Source organism: Candidatus Scalindua japonica (assembly GCF_002443295.1).
Taxonomy (GTDB): Bacteria; Planctomycetota; Brocadiia; order Brocadiales; family Scalinduaceae; genus Scalindua; species Scalindua japonica.
Map to the genome: position 1 here is coordinate 37,883 of NZ_BAOS01000007.1, position 18,448 is coordinate 56,330.

The 18,448-nt window shown below is 36.0% G+C and carries 13 protein-coding genes; 5 read left to right on the forward strand and 8 right to left on the reverse strand.

The window, feature by feature from the left end; translation table 11 throughout:
- Window positions 1-267 precede the first annotated feature (267 nt).
- A complete protein-coding gene (gene uvrA, locus SCALIN_RS06045; RefSeq protein ID WP_096893510.1) occupies window positions 268-3,180 on the forward strand; it encodes an excinuclease ABC subunit UvrA in 2,913 nt (970 codons plus the stop codon).
- 434 nt (window positions 3,181-3,614) lie between these two features.
- On the opposite strand, the gene nadA is transcribed toward uvrA, so the two are convergent.
- The 4 genes from nadA to SCALIN_RS06065 all read right to left on the reverse strand — a co-directional run bounded on the left by nadA (window position 3,615) and on the right by SCALIN_RS06065 (window position 7,966).
- Window positions 3,615-4,523, reverse strand: coding sequence for a quinolinate synthase NadA (nadA, locus tag SCALIN_RS06050; protein ID WP_230406566.1), 909 nt, complete (start codon window positions 4,521-4,523; stop codon window positions 3,615-3,617).
- A gap of 363 nt (window positions 4,524-4,886) precedes the next feature.
- Entirely contained in the window at window positions 4,887-5,426 is a 540-nt protein-coding gene (locus SCALIN_RS06055) for an LON peptidase substrate-binding domain-containing protein (protein ID WP_096893512.1), read from the reverse strand.
- Between the two features lie 222 nt (window positions 5,427-5,648).
- A complete protein-coding gene (locus tag SCALIN_RS06060; RefSeq protein ID WP_096893513.1) occupies window positions 5,649-6,968 on the reverse strand; it encodes a response regulator in 1,320 nt (439 codons plus the stop codon).
- A 353-nt stretch (window positions 6,969-7,321) separates the two neighbouring features.
- Window positions 7,322-7,966, reverse strand: coding sequence for an MlaC/ttg2D family ABC transporter substrate-binding protein (locus SCALIN_RS06065; protein WP_096893514.1), 645 nt, complete (start codon window positions 7,964-7,966; stop codon window positions 7,322-7,324).
- A gap of 1,083 nt (window positions 7,967-9,049) precedes the next feature.
- Here SCALIN_RS06065 and SCALIN_RS06070 point away from each other — a divergent pair.
- Window positions 9,050-9,319, forward strand: a complete 270-nt coding sequence (locus SCALIN_RS06070) for a hypothetical protein (RefSeq protein WP_096893515.1) — start codon at window positions 9,050-9,052, stop codon at window positions 9,317-9,319.
- 8 nt (window positions 9,320-9,327) lie between these two features.
- Here SCALIN_RS06070 and SCALIN_RS06075 read toward each other — a convergent pair whose 3' ends face one another.
- The 3 genes from SCALIN_RS06075 to SCALIN_RS06085 all read right to left on the reverse strand — a co-directional run bounded on the left by SCALIN_RS06075 (window position 9,328) and on the right by SCALIN_RS06085 (window position 13,235).
- Window positions 9,328-9,921: a hypothetical protein gene (locus SCALIN_RS06075; protein ID WP_096893516.1), complete on the reverse strand. Its 594-nt coding sequence runs from the start codon at window positions 9,919-9,921 to the stop codon at window positions 9,328-9,330.
- 746 nt (window positions 9,922-10,667) lie between these two features.
- Window positions 10,668-12,218 carry an IS1634 family transposase gene (locus SCALIN_RS06080; protein ID WP_096893517.1) on the reverse strand — a complete coding sequence of 517 codons (1,551 nt, stop codon included), beginning with the start codon at window positions 12,216-12,218 and terminating at the stop codon, window positions 10,668-10,670.
- A 690-nt stretch (window positions 12,219-12,908) separates the two neighbouring features.
- A complete protein-coding gene (locus SCALIN_RS06085) occupies window positions 12,909-13,235 on the reverse strand; it encodes an NAD(P)/FAD-dependent oxidoreductase (protein ID WP_096893518.1) in 327 nt (108 codons plus the stop codon).
- Window positions 13,236-13,811: 576 nt separating this feature from the next.
- Here SCALIN_RS06085 and SCALIN_RS06090 point away from each other — a divergent pair.
- From SCALIN_RS06090 to SCALIN_RS06100, 3 genes are all read left to right on the forward strand, one after another.
- On the forward strand, window positions 13,812-16,580 hold the full coding sequence (locus tag SCALIN_RS06090; protein ID WP_096893519.1) for a sensor histidine kinase: 2,769 nt from the start codon (window positions 13,812-13,814) through the stop codon (window positions 16,578-16,580).
- Between the two features lie 51 nt (window positions 16,581-16,631).
- A complete protein-coding gene (locus tag SCALIN_RS06095; protein ID WP_162532176.1) occupies window positions 16,632-17,033 on the forward strand; it encodes a bacteriohemerythrin in 402 nt (133 codons plus the stop codon).
- A gap of 217 nt (window positions 17,034-17,250) precedes the next feature.
- Entirely contained in the window at window positions 17,251-18,192 is a 942-nt protein-coding gene (locus SCALIN_RS06100) for a LuxR C-terminal-related transcriptional regulator (RefSeq protein ID WP_096893521.1), read from the forward strand.
- Between the two features lie 47 nt (window positions 18,193-18,239).
- Here SCALIN_RS06100 and SCALIN_RS23340 read toward each other — a convergent pair whose 3' ends face one another.
- A complete protein-coding gene (locus SCALIN_RS23340; protein ID WP_261340998.1) occupies window positions 18,240-18,371 on the reverse strand; it encodes a hypothetical protein in 132 nt (43 codons plus the stop codon).
- Window positions 18,372-18,448 lie beyond the last annotated feature (77 nt).

The window sequence follows — 18,448 nt, forward strand, 5'->3', positions numbered from 1 at the left end:
GTAGACAGTGTGTATCTGAAACAGGATTGTTTACTATAAATTTGTTCGATCTGTTCCCTGCCTTCACAAAACCCATTTTTGTGAAGACAAGCATTAAAACATCTTTCTTTATAGCAAAGTTAATTTGTGTAAATTCGTGTCTTAAATGCGCATACCAGCAATATACAAAAATAGTAATTGTAAGACAATGGTAAATTCTGTTAGAGTGTTATAGTTGCAAAGCAGATTATTTAAATTTTTATTTAGTCATTCCGTCTGAATAACATATTGAAAAAATCCATTATTGCCCGCGGCATCAGGGTACACAACCTTAAGAATATTGATATCGAAATACCTTTACGCAAACTGGCAGTAATAACCGGTGTCAGCGGATCAGGTAAATCGAGCCTGGCATTTGATACCTTGTACGCCGAGGGACAAAGGAGATATGTTGAGTCTTTCTCTGCATATGCCCGTCAGTTCCTTGAGAGAGTAGACAAGCCTGACCTGGACCATATAGAAGGCATACCTCCCGCAATTGCAATTGAGCAGAAGAATCCGGTAAAAAACCGCAGATCTACTGTCGGGACTGCAACGGAAATAAATGATTATCTGAGACTTCTTTTCGCGCGCATCGGCAAGACATACTGTACAAAATGCGGAGAGATCGTCCAAAACGATACAATATTCCATATCACAGAGTGTGTACTATCGCTTCCGGAAAAAACTAAATTTCTGGTCACGTTTCCTCTTAGAATCAGCAAAAAAATATCAAGTGAAATGCAGGTTTCAGCGTTAAGGGAAAGGGGCATAATCAGAATCCTTGCAGATAGTACTATTATTGATATCTCTTCGATATCTGATGACTTTGATATACGTCAACATAAATCTGTCGCAGGAATAGTAGATAGATTAGTTGTGGGAAAAATGATAAAGGACCGCCTGACAGATAGCCTGGAAACTGCGTTTAGATTGGGATCAGGATATATAGGTATTCTCTATTCAGGCAGCAATCCTGAGGAAAGCAGAATAGAGGCCGGTAAAAAAAGAAAGTCCTCTAAAAAGACTATTACAAACAAGAAACTTAAAACTATATCAATAAATAATTCAGAATGGATTGAGATGTCATTCAGCAGTCACTTCCGTTGTAACAGTTGTACTATTGAATACATGACCCCAACTCACCATATGTTCTCATTTAATAACCCCCTGGGTGCATGCACGAAATGTCAGGGGTTCGGCCACACCATAGAAATAGATATGGATCTCGTAGTACCGGACAAAACAAAAACACTAAATGAAGGTGCGATAGGTGTCTGGAATTCACCGGCATATAGAGATTTACTTGTAGAGTTGCAGCAAGCGGCGCCGGCTCATAATATTCCACTTGATACACCTTTCAATAAATTAACAAAGAACCAGATAAAATTAATCAATAAAGGGGCAGAAGATTTCTGTGGTATCAGCGAATTTTTTAACCTGCTGGAGGAAAAGAAATATAAAATGCACGTCAGGGTGTTACTTAGTAAATATCGCTGCTATTCCATATGTTCTGATTGTAATGGCACCAGACTGAACCCCTCAGCACATAATGTTAAAATCAACCAACATAATATAATAGACGTGTGCAGTATGTCTATTGATGAAGCATACAGTTTATTCGAGAAAATAAAACTCTCAAAATACGAAGAAGAGGTCGGCAGGCTTTTGTTGCTGGAGATAAAGAAAAGACTGGGGTACATGGTCAAAGTCGGATTGGAATATTTGACACTGGACAGGATGACAAGAACCCTGTCAGGTGGCGAGGCACAGAGAGTCAACCTGACCACTTCACTCGGTTCATCTCTTGTTAACACATTATATATTCTGGATGAACCAAGTATTGGCCTCCACCCAAGGGACACCAAACGTCTGATAGACATACTCGTACGATTGAGGGATATAGGAAACACTGTAGTAGTAGTTGAACATGACAAAGATATGATTAAGTCTGCGGATTATCTTATAGACATCGGTCCAGGGGCCGGTGAAAATGGCGGCAACGTGGTTTATGCCGGAGATGTTAAAAAAATAGCCTCCGGAAACGGTTCGTTAACCGGACAGTACCTGAAGGGCAAAAAACAGATAGAACTACCTTCGGCAAGGAGAAAGACCACTCAAAATTATATTGAAATAATAGGTGCAGCTGAAAACAACTTGAAAAAGATTGATGTACGTTTTCCTCTCAATGTATTTACCTGTGTAACCGGTGTATCGGGCTCCGGCAAAAGCACTCTGATACAGGACACACTATACGGAGCTCTGAAAAGAAGAATGGGGATTTATCCCGGCCATATAGGCAGTCATAAGGATTTAAATATCAACGGGTACATAGATGAGGTAATCATGGTAGATCAATCACCAATCGGGAGGACTCCCAGATCAAATCCGCTTACTTATGTAAAAGTATTCGATTATATCAGGAAGATATTTGCTTCAACCAGGGAAGCGAGGCTGCATGGCTATACTCAAGGATCTTTCTCTTTTAATGTCAAAGGAGGTAGATGTGATTATTGTGAAGGCTGTGGTTACATAAAGGTAGATATGCAGTTTCTTGCTGATGTCTATGTAACCTGTGATCAGTGCCATGGTAAGCGTTTCAGAAAGGATGTTCTGGAAGTCTGTTACAGGAATAAAAATATACATGAAGTCCTGGAAATGACGGTCAGCGAGGCAATGACATTCTTTTCTAACCATAGTAAGTATAGACTATCACCGGAAATGAACAGCAGTTTAACCAAAGCGACCTCACATATCAAAAAGGGATTAAAGTACCTGGAAGACACAGGCCTGGGATACCTGAGATTGGGGCAACCTGCAACCACACTATCTGGTGGAGAAGCCCAACGATTGAAACTGGCAACTTATATGGCAAAAGGAAAACATGAAAAAATACTCTTCATCTTTGACGAACCTACAACGGGCCTGCATTTTGATGATATTAGAAAACTACTTGACTGTTTCCAGAAGCTGATCAATAACGGACATTCCGTGATTGTCATAGAGCATAACCTTGAAATTCTAAAATGTGCTGACCATATCATCGACCTTGGGCCGGAAGGCGGAAAAGGAGGAGGATATGTGTTAGGATATGGAACACCGGAAAAAATTGTTAAATTAAAAAGCTCATATACCGGAAAATTTCTGAAAGAGTATATATGAAGACCAGTATCCTGCTTCTATCTTTGATATACCCATTACAAATATAATTCAATCCAACCTGAAGTATCAATTACTATCATCTCAATCTTTTCTCATATAGCCAGGATTACCATCCCAATGAACTTTGCCTTTAAGTTTTTTTAGTGTTGCCAATTAATTTGAATAAAAAGCTTTAATCCTTTTTCTATAGTAGCCTTGCTGGTCTTTACCCCCCCCCACACATTCTTACGGCAGTATTCATCAGCGAATCATCAATTACTATATCTGTACCCATTTTGCACCTCCTTTATGTGTATACACAATGCACTTAACTATTGTTTTGACAACAACGATTTCAAAAGCGGGAAAAGTTTGCAGGTACTCTTCGAACTTGAGATTTACGCATGGAGTTTAAGTCACAATTTATATTTCACACTGGCGATAGCCATACAATACTATGACAGATCCAGCATTCTCTGAATGGCTTTTCTTGCCTCAACCGCTATATCTTCCGGTACGGTTACCACAAACTGAAAATCTTCCAGGGACCACAACAGTTTTTCCAATGTATTTAATTTCATATTTGGACAATCCGATAAAGGCGTCACAGGCATAAATGTTTTATCAGGATTTTCTTTCTTCATCCTGTGCAGGATCCCTATTTCAGTCCCTATGACAAACTCCCTGGAATTACTGCTCTGCACATAATTCAGGATACCTGTTGTACTTGCGACATGATCTGCAAGTGCAATCACATCGGGAGTACACTCAGGATGAACAACAACCTCAGCCTCAGGATGATCAGACTTCATTTTTACTATCTGCTCCGCAAGAATCCTGTGGTGAGTGGGACAATAACCCTCCCAATAGATCATCTCCCTGCCCAGGCACGATGATACATACGCACCGAGACTCTTATCAGGAACAAAGATTATCTCCGCATCTTCAGGTAAAGACGAGACGATCTTCACTGCATTTGACGATGTACAACATATATCGCTTTCCGCTTTAACCGCCGCCGTTGTATTCACGTAACACACCACTTTCGCATTGGGGTAGAGTTTCTTCTTCTCTTTTAATTCCCTGGCTGTGATCATTGACGCCATTGGACATCCTGCATGTTCATCCGGCATGATAACGGTCTTATCCGGAGATAATAAGGCTGCAGTCTCTGCCATAAAATGCACGCCACAGAATACGATCAAGTCCGCATCAGTCTTGGCTGCCTGCTGAGACAAACCCAGGGAATCACCTACAAAATCTGCAACATCCTGAATTTCGCCACGTTGGTAATTGTGCGCCAGAATAACTGCATTATTTTTTTTCTTCAGCTCAGAAATCTTTTCAATAATCAGATCAGACACTGCCTTATACTCCAATCTCATGGGTATCCATGAAAATATGTCAAATAATAAGTGAAAAATATTAAACAACAAAAAACCATTACCTTACCATGCGACTATCACCCTTTATTTACGGAAGGCAGGTATCTAAAAATAAAAATTTAAACCATATTATCATTTAAAAAATTATTTTACAACAACTTTTTATTCTTAGGTGAGAGTACTACATCTTAACAGAGAACATCATCCATCATGAATTCATCCGGAAAACCGTGTCCGATATATCACCGGTAGGTAATAATCGAACAACAGGAAATGGTATGAGCGGGGGTTGTTGTGAATAAAGCAAATATCAGACTACAGAGTAAGCGGGCAAAACAATGGTTAAATAGACTCCAAAAGCGTTATTAAGGCGGGTACAATTTTCTCATTGGACAATTCTAATATTTTTTGGTTTTCAGCAGAATGTACTGCTATCATTTCGCACAATAACCCTAATAATTCGTTGTTATCTTCCGGAATTTCACATCTATCTTTAACAACATCAGTTATTATGTTACGTAATCTGGTGTAATCACCGGGAAAACCAGGAACTACACCATCCAACCACTCTATTTCTGCTACTATATGGGGTTGCTCATGCACTATATAATCTATTCTGAACCTTCTTTCTCCCTGTACTACTATGTAGAATAAATTTTCAGCTACCTCGGTAAATTCTCTAATTACCACAGAGGTCCCAATGATAAAAGGTATCGCAGGTGCTCCGACATCTTTACCCTCTTTAATCAGACAGATACCAAATGGTCGCTCATCCCGATGGCACATTTCTATCAAATTGATATATCTTGGTTCAAATATTCGTAGTGACAATCTCTGATGTGGAAAAACGACAGTATTGAGTGGAAATATATCTAATAGCATTATTCAGTTTACAATTATAATCAACTTATGGCGACACATAATCAGATATTACTTTTAATGCTGTATTATACTTCGGAAATATGAATTAATACACTGGAATTATGTTATTGTTGAACAATATGGAGAGATAAGCGCTCAGCTAAAAGTTGCCATTCTGAGAAAGATATACATAAAGTACTATTATAGAAATGAGGATAAACAGTTATGATCCGGAATAATGTATTAACCGAATTTCGCCTCGGATAGCTGCATTGTCTTTTTATAAAGTCCTACCCATTCCGGTAACTTTTCTGCCAACCCGAGTTTTTTTAAATATGGCATATCTATTTCAGGGAAGGAAGTTGTTTCAGAAGTGCAATTCTCCTGCATTGCCAAAGCATTTGCCACATGCACTGCGGTTAATGTCGCGAACCCGGATGTATATTGTTCTATTGATCCTGAGTTTGAATTAATATCTTCAGTTTTTGTTTCAGAGGATTCCTCCTTAGAGACATCTTTTTGTGTTTCAAACATATTATTTATTAACTTTGATGGATTATGGTGGAATGTAACCGTTTCAACAATACTACCGGAAAGCCCCCAAAGCCCCAGCAGATAAGCTCCTAATTCTGCATGAGAGGTTTTCATTACCGTGTACTCCGCCTCTGAATGACTGCAACCAGTCGTCTCAACAAGACTCATTACCTCATTGTATCTCACGGGCAGTTTCAGTAATACCAGCTTCCCTATGTCATGTAACATTCCGGCTATCATAGCTTCTTCTGCTGCTTTTCTATCGGATTTTTCAGCACGCGCAATATCCTTAGCAAGCCTGCTGGTCTTCAAGCTATGCTTCCACATTTTCAACAGAGAGAAACCACACGAGTCCGCATCGTCTTCTAAAGAAGAAAAAACATGAAAAGAGAGTACAAGTGATTTCAAAGTCTCTATCCCCACATACACCACTGCTTGTTGTGGACTGGTAATTTTCTGTGGAAGACCAAAAAGTGCGGAATTGACAAGCTGTAAGATTTTTGCTGACATAGAAATATCCTGTGAAATTAAGTCACCAACCTTCTTAAGCGATGGTTCCGGAGCGTGCATTTCTTCAACGATCAAATTATATAAAACAGGAAGACTGGGCAAAGTCCGGATCCTTGCAATTGTCTTTTTTAAAATTTCATTTCCCAGTAAATCCCGAAGTATGCATGTGCGTTCTATAGTATTCTTCATCGTCTCCACACTACAAGGTTTCATCAAAAACTGGTGTACTGTATTTTTTGACTTTAAAACTATCTCCGGCTCGGTAAACGTTGAATGTATTATCCGCACAGTATCAGGATAACGATCATTAACAAAATCAAGCAATTTTACACCATCCATTCCTGGTATCAGTATGTCTGAGATGACAGCATCAAATTGTGTATCAGACATGATGTTCATCGCTGCATTTCCATTCACAACACTCTCCACCATCCACTCTCGACAGACTGAACTAAGTGTTTCCTTAAATTCACGGGATGTATTCGAATTATTGTCTACAAACAGAATCCTTCTGATCATGAACACACTCTTTCTTTTGAAGATTATATAAATTCTATTATTCTATTATCGTCATAATCTCATTTAACTTTACAAAATATCTGTAGCGTACGGTCAGGTTTTTGCTTAATACACATTTATGTTCCAAAACTATTATTCCCGGATGCTTTGTGCGGGAATCCAGATTGAATGTGCCATCCGGATACCTGATAAGCTTGTCCTCGTGAAAACGGTGAAAAATTCGAGTATGACAAAAGCGGTAACCGCAAAATCTATAAAAAAAGGGCATAGCAGTTTAACTGCTAATGCCCTTTTTTTATAGAAATTATAATCACAATCACATATCGTCTTGCCCGACACTTATCTTGAGAAACCTATTCAACATACTCAGTTGACTGTTCAGAGACAAGGAGGCCGCGTTCATTAGAATAGAATTTCCGATCTTGCTTGTTCTTTATCTTGCGCAGCAATTCATCATATGAAGCGTTGACCATGGTATTAATAATCTGACTACGGTAATTATTGACCATGCTTACGCCTTCTACAACCATATCACAGATTTTCCATTCTCCATTTTTGCGGAGTAAATAAAAATCCGTTGAAATCTCTTTACCAGACTGTACCAGAAGAATGGTTTGCACTTTAGCAAAATTATTGATCTGTTTTTCTTTGAGCGAAATAATTTTCTTACCAAGGAGAGGGTTCACCTTATTAACATAAGCGTGTTTAAGATGATCAGTAAACAACTCCACAAATTCACGTTTTTCATCATGGAGGCACTCCGCCCAGTACTCACCCATAACTCTTTCAGATATAACTTCAAAATTGAGAGAAGGTGAAATCAACTCCCACTGTTTTATTTTTCGTTCACGAATATCTTCTATTTCATCAAAGGAAGATTCATTAAGTACAACCTCTTCGACAAGTACACTCGGCTCTCCCGACCACAGAAAAGATTGTTTAACCGTAATTGCTAAAGTACTAATTAATACGACAAACATAATTTTTCTATATTTCATATGCTTTGCCCCCCAAATAAATTATAAAGGCATACCACTATTAATATTAATTTTGCCCTTCATGAGTCATTATGGATATATGTCTTCTTCATCGCGCCTTTAGCAACTTAGACCCACAAGGGGCGGCAACGACATAACTTTTAGTAAGATAATCAGTGGGTAGTGGGTGGTATAAAGATAGCACGCAATATGCCATATCTCGTATTAAAATAATAAATTTTGCTTTAAATTTAATATGTATTAATTGTACCTTAGTAAAATCTATTAAAAAGAATTTAATACCAATTAAGGAGCCGTTAACATTCCAATATATGATATATTTACATTTTTAAATATATCATATATTGTATACAAAAAAGACATTAAGTCATCTATCTTGTCTACTTCTTAAACAACCTATTGCTTCAATCATTTAAAAGTATTTTTAATTACAAACCACTCACTTTTACTACATAGACCATATTTGCCAAAAGACTAGACAACAATGTAGATATATTGGACAATTTGAGACAAATTGTCCAATATTATGGCTGAAATCAGCATATATGAATTATTAAACAAAGTAAAGTAAAGTATAAACAAAATGGTGAGATCGTCCCTCATTGTACTTTGTGTCTTATCAGCTCTTTTACAGTATTCAGGTTAAAAGCGGATATCTCCTGCTCTAACGCAAGCTACCTCAATAAAACTCTTGCCTGCCAGCAACAATAATATATAATCTATACTTACTGCAAAGCGGATTTTATAAAAACTTTAAATAAAATACAATTTAAGTCGCTTCGCAGCGAAAGGTTATCCTTCGACTCTCAGTACAATCCAACTCAGGATGCCGTCGCGCTGAGCAAAGCCGAAGTGTTATAACATTAAATTTCCTATGCGTTTACATAAAACACCTTTATGCCATCAAACGCTGGATATACTTATATATGTATAGATTCTTAAAGGTTAGATTTGTGCCTGTACTGTCACTATCATGTTGAATCAGAATGGAGCTGCCGAATTTTAGTTACAGCAGAATTGCAGGCGTAAAGGGATCTAAGCTAAATCAATATACACAATACACAGGAAGGGAAGGCAAAATAAATGAATATATATAAGCTGAAACCAAGAAATCCGGGTTCTGATGTTTGGGACGGAAGCAATTTCAAGGGTTCATTAATCGTTCGGGCAAAAGAGTCGGACAACGCTCTAAGGATGGCAAGGTTAAAATACAAGAGAACGCAAATGCATAAGATAGAATCACAAGAAACAGCATACGGTCCCTGGACCGGCGCTAACACTGACTTCGAATATGTGACCGATTCGAAATATTCCATTGATGGTGACGAAGAAATATTAGAGGAGATCTCTTAAAAGAAGGGTTAGTAATAAGTTGCAATTTTCTTATAATCTACAGTATTAGCGTATGCTATTATATCTCCTTTGGAAACATTTGTTCCATTTAATGTAATTAGTATTCTCCCAGCCACTATTATTTTTATTTCTCCCTGTTTGTCTTTTGGTTTATAAGTAACAATAGCTTTTTGTCCTTTTATTATTTCCAGTTTTCCTCCGCTTGCTGTTGCAATAAGAGGTATATTAAACAACGACATTATACTTTGTAAAAAAGGAGAATCTGCGATAATCCCAATAGTAATTACACTTGAACCTTTGTAATAACTCCGTTGTACCGTAGTGCCGCCAATCAACATTGCAGTCCCATCTGCCTGATTGGCTTCATCTTCCGACCTCCAACCATCGAGAGGTTGTGGCAGGGAGAACAGTAACTTATCTTGCTTTTTCTGACGTATCAGCTGAGAAGCATATTCAAGATTATTTGTAGACTCAACATAATCACCATTTTTATATTGCTTTAATGCTTCCTTGATTAAACTTGTTACTTCATCTGCAAATCCGGAAATAGTAAAACAAGTAGATAATATCAAGGCCAGGAATAGTACTTTTAATTTATTCACTTCTTCTCCTAACTAATCTGTTTTAAAAAGTATATACTTATTTAATAATATATCTGTCAGTGAGAAAATCAAGGACAAAGCATATTTATAAATAACCCGGCTTGTAGCAACCGGAAAACAAACCTTATCTTCACCAAACCTCTCTGGATTGCATAAAGATGTTGTTGATTGTAATGGACAGTTTAGTTAAGGTTAGTGTGGTTTGAGAAAATCCAGATTAATATCGAAATTACACAATTTGTGATTAACAATTACGGAAGAATTAGTAGTTTAACAAAAAATATTTTCAATAATTGATTACAAGGTGGAAGCAAACAATATAAAATACTCAAAGAACATCGGTCATATTCAGAGTCATCCGGTTAAGTATTTGCGTAAGCAAAATCTTTTTTTTGTTTTTTGGTATTACTTGAATCTATTATAGATCACACCATGCAGGATTTTACCACCTACCGCTTGTCCTAAGCCCTTATATATCAATATGGGCGATACTGAACTCGAACCAGTGACCCCTTGCTTGTCGAACAAGCGAAATAAGAGTTAGAGTTTTTTTGTTTAGTTGTAATTTGTTTAGTTGTAACTGGTTTGGTTTGTTTAGGTTTAAGGCCAGAATGGGGAGGCAAATTTACTCTCTGTTTTTCCTACTTGACAATTACTTGACAGCAAGTCTTATCCCATTCATCCTCCCTATCTCTTGTTATATACAAATAAACTTCATCTCCTAAAGCCTAAATGGGAGAAAAAAGTTAATAACTATGCAATGTGTCTTCCTGGATGCCGAAAGCATCAAAAATAATTTTTTGTCTTTTGGATAATTCGCTGAGAATCGGATCGTTTTTCTCTATGTGAGTGATTTTTAATTTTTTGAGTTCAGCAAATAATTCTTTTACTGTGTATTTGTTAAATAACTTCTTTTCCTTCATAACTCTTGATGCTTCTGCATAGATAATCAACGCAACAAATTTTATAAATAAACGGCCATCGACATTATATTGACTATGTGCTCGCAACCTATCTCCATTCATTTCATTTTTGTATATATCAAACATTTTTTCAACCTGATCTTTTTGGCGATAAAGATTTAATACTTCCGCTTTGTCCATTTGTTGTTTGTTTGTTATTAACACAAAGCTTCCCATTTTATAAATAAACGATTTTATCTTTTTTGCATTTTTTTCTATCCGCAATGTCGTTTTATTCCATTTAAAATAATCTCTGTATTTTTCTGGAATATTTAACTTTCTATATTTCAGGTATTCCTTAAGCACTTTAAAACTTTTATCCTTAAACTTCTCCTCGTATTCGAATAATACTGAGAAAAAATTATGTTTTTGTTCTACTTCAGATTTTTCATTGAAAAAAATATGTGCGTCAAATTCGTTTCCATCAAATTCAAAAGGTCTTTGCTGGTAATGCAGTATCTCTTCATTGAATTTAAAGGCACTGGAAAGATCTGACAATAATCGTTTATTTTTTTTTATTAAAGTCTTTACTTTTTTTAAGCTAAAAGGCAGTGGCTGAACAAAGGACACTTTGCTTTTGCTGTTATTCATTTCCAATACATTTGCTTTACTAAAGAAACCTCTATCCAGCACAAACAAAATGTCTTTTAGCTTGAATACTTTCAAATACTCAACGCAGTTCTTTAAGGTAGTAACATCTACAATACTTCCAGGGTATAAATTGTAATAAATGGGTAAAGAGTGATTGTGGCAAAATGTTACTCCCATATTTAATTGAGGTAGATTCTCTTTATCACGATTGTAACCCCATTCTATAAAATCAACGTTTGTAGAGTAGCTGGAAATAGAAGTTATATCGTAAAATATCCCGCTGATTGGCTTTAAATGTTCTATCCATTTTTGAACAAACTCTACCCTTTGTGATTGCGATCTTCCCAAAATATCACACAGTTTTGATATGTCAGGAGAATACATCTTTTTAACTCTCGGCAAATTATGCTCATCAAGCCAATAAGGAAACAGGTACAAGGCCGAGGCTTCTATAATTTCATAAAATGCTAATGCTAATATCTCTTGATAGTTATCAGGAAAGAGAGATTTTAAAATCTCCGTCAATCCAAGCTTGTCTGATAAAAATCTTAGCAAAAAGACGTTGCCTTGTCCTTTTGAGACCAAACTGGAACGGATTTGCTTGGTTTTATCCTTATTTACGTTCCGTTTTGGACCGATATAGGTTCTTCGTTGACGTGATTGCTTTTTTGCTTTATCCCAGTAACTTTCTACCTTGTAGAGGTATATCCTACCTTTTATTTTCTGCTCTACAGTATAAGCCATAGTATTAACTATTTAATAACTAGTAAATAGCCGTATAGTACGGTATATACAGTATTAATGCAAATATTAATTCATGGTTATTAACTATTTCTCCAATTCAGGCTAAAGTCCAAGAAAACATAATCAAAACGATCCTCTTCTGACAAATTATTATTAAAATTAGATATTATGAAATGAATATTTGCGAGGGACAACACTATTTACCTCATTACCAGACGAATTTGAGAACCATCAGACCGAGGTATGCGGATTCTGGAACGTTTCGCTCTCCATCAACGAGAATTTGTCCTGCCGTTGACACATCGAGGATTCGGAGCGCCGCACTCTGAATCGAAGACGGGAGTTTGATCCGTTACCCATCAACTCGAAGATGTAGAGCTCTGTACGTACCAGATCCTCAAAGTCCGCATCTATAGAATATGTGTTCTGATAGCAAGCCATTACTCACCCTTGTTTTGCTTCGAATATACCATGCAGGTGCCATAGTCCCAGGAGCTTTCCTGGGCAATGGCTCCAATGATCTTCTTGTTAGCCCAGGTTACTTTCATGCTGGTCTTTTAGTTGTTTTTACATAAAACGGATAGCTACTCCAGAAGACCCTAAGAAACTAATGAGTTTTTCTGAATAATAAGGATAGCATCCTTCACTCCAAAAGTATTTTTTACACCGCCTACCGATACTATGAGAAAATCAAACTGATAGATTTTTTGCCTGCTCTGTAACTAATTGCTTACAATCGGGGTCTATAGACGTAACCGATTTGTTGCAGAAAGTATGCCCCAATTGGAGCAACCGTCCTTCCAGAGAGAACTGCAGATCACATTCCCGCTTCATACCTGAAACTAATTCATGAATATCTGGCAACCAGTTAAATTTTTTCTTCTGGTCAAATAAGGTAACGCAAAACCTTGATGCATTCAAGTTTAAGGCTGCTGTCAACCCACCATACCCTCCACTAATGATGCCAACTCGATAGTGATCATTAACATATTTATTCTTTATAAACTTTTTAATCATAGATTATGTGTATAACATTTAATCTCCTCCCGCCTGTTTCCTAGACACATACACTTACCATGTACATTTAATACATGGTAAGTGTATGATAAAGTCATGTTGACTATAAAACAATTTTGTTTAAATTAGGTATTTTTAAACATTTATTTTTCTGCAATGAGATATAATATTCAAAGTTTAATTCCATGGAGTATTGTAATGAGAAGCAACAATTACCTTACTTTAATTTCTCCCTTTTACCTTCCAGAAACTTCATTTAACAAAAATCGTAATTTTTATGCAGTGACACTGTGTATTAATGGTCAACTAAATCTTCAAACAAAATTAATTATCTTACTAAGTGTAAAAATTTTTAATGTTAATATCTTTTAATTCAAACTAAAGGTAACACACTCTCAGATGAAAAAAATGGCTAATACCATAATGATAGTAGATGATGGATCAAACCTTACATTTCTTGATAAGTTCGTTACAAAAGAAAAATTACTAAAGAAAATTACAGCAAAGACAGGATAGAAAGCAATAGTTTCGTAATTATTCTTTTCTACACATTATGGATATCTGCGAGTCACAATAATGAACATAAAAAACAAAATATTATCCAGATTTTTATTTCCTTCTATTTTAACCATAATTGTTTTGATAGTATTTTGTTATATTTATTCCTATAAAGTGGTAAGAAAAAATACCTATTATCAATTAGAGATAACCGCCGAAGATCTGTACAATAATGTAAAGATTTTTTTGTCAGGAAAACAAGTCTTTACGTTTGCCTTTAGTTCTGATGGACTGATAAGAAACTTTACAGAAGAAATTGCCCGAAATAATGATAACAAGATAGAATATTATACCAATTCCTTAAATAATCATCTTGTTACAAGCAAGAAACCCCTTGACCCTGATATTCTCGACATATTTATCATTGACCTTGACGGTATGGTGATCAGTTCAACAGATTCCAGCATATTAGGTAGTAATGTCTCTAATGAAACATATTTTTCAGAGACAATCAGAAGCGGATCTAACATAACTGATATACGTTGCTCTTCAGAAGACGTACACAATGCGTTCTTTGATGTAGCCAGGATCATTTTAAGAAATGGAGGAGAGGAACCAATTGGCATAATTGTTAATAGATATAACGGCCAGTGTCTCGATAGCGCTATCAGTTTAAGGAAAAAAGAAGGGTCTGTAGAGAACAAACGACTGGATGGATTAGGTGAAAGTGGAGAGATGTATATAGTAAATAAAGATAAAGTAATGATTACTGGATCAAGATTCATAAAAGATGCCATGTATAAACAGGTTGTTAATACGGAAGGTGTTAGCGAGGCACTCAATAATAGAATGGTTATGACCGGTATATACTCTGACTACAGAAATATACCAGTGCTCGGGGTCTATAAATACTTTGAAGAGATGGATTGGGTTTTAGTGGCAAGCAAAAGTGTCTCTGAAGCCTTTGCTCCGACTTCATATTTAAGAAACGTTGCAATCATTATTGGAGCTACCGGCATTATAGCTATTGTACTGGTTGCCGTCTTTAGTTCTAAAGGAGTTACTGCCTCTTTAGCGAAAGCGACAGAAGTAACCAGGAGAATTGCAAGAGATGATTTAGCGGGTCCGATAATGGACTATAAAAGTATGGATAATATTAAGAAACTGGGAACGCTGATTAATTCAGAGTTGAATAAACACTTGAAAGCAAGTTCTTATAACATCCGTTCCATTAAGAATGACGATATGCCTTTATTTAAGTTAAAAAGGAGTAGTGAAGAATGGACAATAACCTTTGATGCAATTCCTGATATTATTACAATCCATGACAAGAATTCTAAAATTGTCAGGGCAAATAAAGCATTTTACGAAGAGTTTAACATAGATGAAAAACATCTATATGACAAAAAATGCTCTGAGATATTTCGTTGCACAGACAAAGCATTACATCATTGTTCAATTACAAAATGCATGAGGAATTTAAAACCTGTATATGAAGAATTTGATGATCCCATTACTGGAGGAATTCACCTCCTGCTGATATACCCTCTTCTTGATGAGGAAGGTTTATTTCAAGGTGCCATTAGACAACAGAAAAATATAACAGAAAAGAAAAAAATTGATCTAGAGTTAAAAAGAGCAAAAGAATTTTCAGAAAACATGATAGAGACTGCCCAGGATGCCATTGTCTCTATTTCCGAAGAAGGAATAGTTAGAGTCTGGAATCGCTCCGCAGAAAAGATTTTCGGATATTCAAGGAGTGAGATAATAGGTCAACCGATAACAACCATTATTCCAGAAAGATATAGAAAAAGACATGAGAATGGAATAAAACGTTTTCTGCACACTGGCCAATTCAAATTCATTAACAAGCCATTTGAGGCTTTTGGAAAGACAAAAGAGGGAAAGGAAATCCCGATAGAATTATCTTTGTCTACTCAGAAACTTGAAAACAAACAATATTCTTTTACGGGAATAATCAGGGATAGAACCTTTGAAATGAACATAAAAAATGAATTGATAGCACAGGCAAAAAAATTAAAGGAGTACAGCCTTTTACTGGAAGAAAAAGTAGATGTGAGAACTATTGAGTTAAGAGAAGCAAATAAGAAACTTCAAGAAAAAGATCAACGGAAGACAGAATTTTTATCCGTAGCATCACACGAATTAAGAACACCCCTTGCTGCGGTTTTAGGCTATGCAGCGATTATAAACAATAGACTTCGAGATACAGTTTTCCCAAATGTTAAAACTGAGGACAACAAGGTTATACAGTCAATAAGAAAAGTGAAAAGAGGCCTTGACACCATAATATTAGAGGGTAAAAGGTTGACAGATCTTATAAACGATCTTCTTGATATAGAAAAAATAGAAAGCGGAGAAATGGAGTGGAAAATGGCACACGTTTCAGTGACTGAGCTTATGCAACGAGCAAAAACTCTCACTCATAGTTATTTTGAAGAAAACAGTTGTGAGTTAATAATTGATATCGAGGACGAATTGCCTGAAGTTGTGGTTGACAAGAACAGACTGGAACAGGTTGTTCTTAATCTGATTTCAAATGCAATTAAGTTCACAGAGAATGGGTCCATTACATGCAAGGCAAGGAAGCTAAATAACGAAATAACCGTAAGTGTAATAGATACAGGTAAGGGTATACCTGAAGGTGACCATGAGAAGATATTTGATAAATTCAAACAATCTGGCACAGCTATTAAAGGAAAGCAGAAAGGAACAGGTCTTGGGTTACCAATCTGTAAAGAAATTGTAAAGCATCATGGTGGCAGGATATGGGTAGAAAGTAAACCGGGAAAGGGAAGTACATTCTCGTTTACCCTGCCTCTGTAATATTAAAGAATAATGCATGGAAGGCCACTTATATTTTTAATGGATAACCATATGATTGAATGGAATGACAAATATAGTGTGAACATATCTCTAATCGATGAACAGCACAAAAAACTTTTTGAGATTATCAATAAGGCGATTATAGCGAAAAAACACGGTAGGACGACAAAAGATGTATTGGAAATATTAGATGAAATGACTGAATATGCTCTTGAACATTTTGAACTTGAAGAACGTTATATGAAAGAGTTTAATTTTACCGGGTATAAGACTCATAGAAATGAGCACATCGATTTTACCAACAATAGTTTAGATTATAAAAACAGGGTAGTTGGCGGTGATTCTGAAATTATCAATGAAATCCTTGAATATTTAAAGCAATGGTTAGTTAAACACATTCAAGTAACTGACAAGAAATACATAAGATGTTTTAAGGAAAACGGTATTAAGTAAATCAATACAGGTATTTTGTATAACAACGTAACAATAATCTGGAATTTTAATTGTAAAAAATTATGAAAAAAGTAAATTGGATTAATAATGACGAGTCGCATTAATCCGGTTTGAAATAAACTAAAAACGATGAAACAACTTTCCTTTCGAAACCAGAGTTAATGTTTTTGTGATTAATGGCAGGAGTGTGATGCCGGGCATCATTTGAGAGATCAACATGCAAAATCAATCAGACGACAGTATTAAGGCAACTAACAAATATCTGGAACAACGTGTGCTAAGGAGTTCAGACAATCTGTTAAACGTAAACAGAATACTACAAAAAGAACTTGACAAACGTAAACTTTTGGAACAAGAGCTACTTATAAGCAAGAAGACTTTGGGAGCGGTTTTTAACGGAATACAAGATGGTATATGTATTATAGACTTAGAATATAATATTATAAAAGCAAACAGGACAATGGAAAAATGGTATTCTCACAGTTTGCCACTCGTCAAACAAAAATGTCACAATGTATTTTACGGGAAATCCGAGCCTTGCTTAGACTGCCCTGTTATTAGAACATTTAACAATGACACATATGAGTATGAATTGATAACGTATACAGGACCAAAAGAGGGAATTAATTTTCTTGAGAGGCATACTTTTCCTTTAAAAGATGACAAGAATAATATTACCGGCCTTGTTGAATACGTTCGTGACATAACAAAGTATAAAAAAGCGGAGAAGACGCTGGAGGAACAGAAAAAGGATTTAGAACTAAAGAATAATGCCATGAGAGAAGTTCTTGGACAAATTGAGATTGAAAAGAAACAGATGGAAGACAATATAATAGTCAATGCAGAAAATCTACTATTACCAATAATTCAAAAACTTAAACTAAAAGGAGAATTAAGCAAGTATATTGATTTATTACAAAAAAACATACGGGAGTTAACCTCTTCTTTTGGAATAAAACTAACTGAAATAGAATCAAAATTAACGTCTAGAGAAATAGAGATTTGCGATATGATAAGAAATGGTCTTACAAGCAAAGAAATTGCAGGCCTTTTAAATATAACCTATGGAACTGCAGAAAGGCATCGCGCCAATATTAGAAATAAATTAGGTATTGTTGGTAAAAATGTTAACCTCTCGTCTTTTCTGAAAACGCTATAACGTAACAGGCAACAGTCTAAAGATGGGCACGCTTCGCTTTGCCCATCCTACATAAAACCGTCTTTATGAATGCATCTTTTAGGTAAATCCATAATCTCATGACTCACTTTATCCAGGTCCGCATCAAACTCCCTTAAATCACGGTAAATTTCCTCCCGCCTGTTTTTTTCTCGACACATTACATGATATACTGATCCGTCATATTCAATTCGTGGCTTCCCTGGCATAAATAAAAATATAGCAATATCAAGAAACA

Bases quoted from the DNA above. Each gene is read 5' to 3' on its own strand.
- SCALIN_RS06055 (WP_096893512.1), bottom strand. From the start codon at position 5,426: ATGCTATTAGATATATTTCCACTCAATACTGTCGTTTTTCCACATCAG.
- SCALIN_RS06060 (WP_096893513.1), bottom strand. From the start codon at position 6,968: ATGATCAGAAGGATTCTGTTTGTAGACAATAATTCGAATACATCCCGT.
- SCALIN_RS06065 (WP_096893514.1), bottom strand. From the start codon at position 7,966: ATGAAATATAGAAAAATTATGTTTGTCGTATTAATTAGTACTTTAGCA.
- SCALIN_RS06070 (WP_096893515.1), top strand. From the start codon at position 9,050: ATGAATATATATAAGCTGAAACCAAGAAATCCGGGTTCTGATGTTTGG.
- SCALIN_RS06080 (WP_096893517.1), bottom strand. From the start codon at position 12,218: ATGGCTTATACTGTAGAGCAGAAAATAAAAGGTAGGATATACCTCTAC.
- SCALIN_RS06085 (WP_096893518.1), bottom strand. From the start codon at position 13,235: ATGATTAAAAAGTTTATAAAGAATAAATATGTTAATGATCACTATCGA.
- SCALIN_RS06090 (WP_096893519.1), top strand. From the start codon at position 13,812: ATGAACATAAAAAACAAAATATTATCCAGATTTTTATTTCCTTCTATT.
- SCALIN_RS06095 (WP_162532176.1), top strand. From the start codon at position 16,632: ATGATTGAATGGAATGACAAATATAGTGTGAACATATCTCTAATCGAT.
- SCALIN_RS06100 (WP_096893521.1), top strand. From the start codon at position 17,251: ATGCAAAATCAATCAGACGACAGTATTAAGGCAACTAACAAATATCTG.
- SCALIN_RS23340 (WP_261340998.1), bottom strand. From the start codon at position 18,371: ATGTGTCGAGAAAAAAACAGGCGGGAGGAAATTTACCGTGATTTAAGG.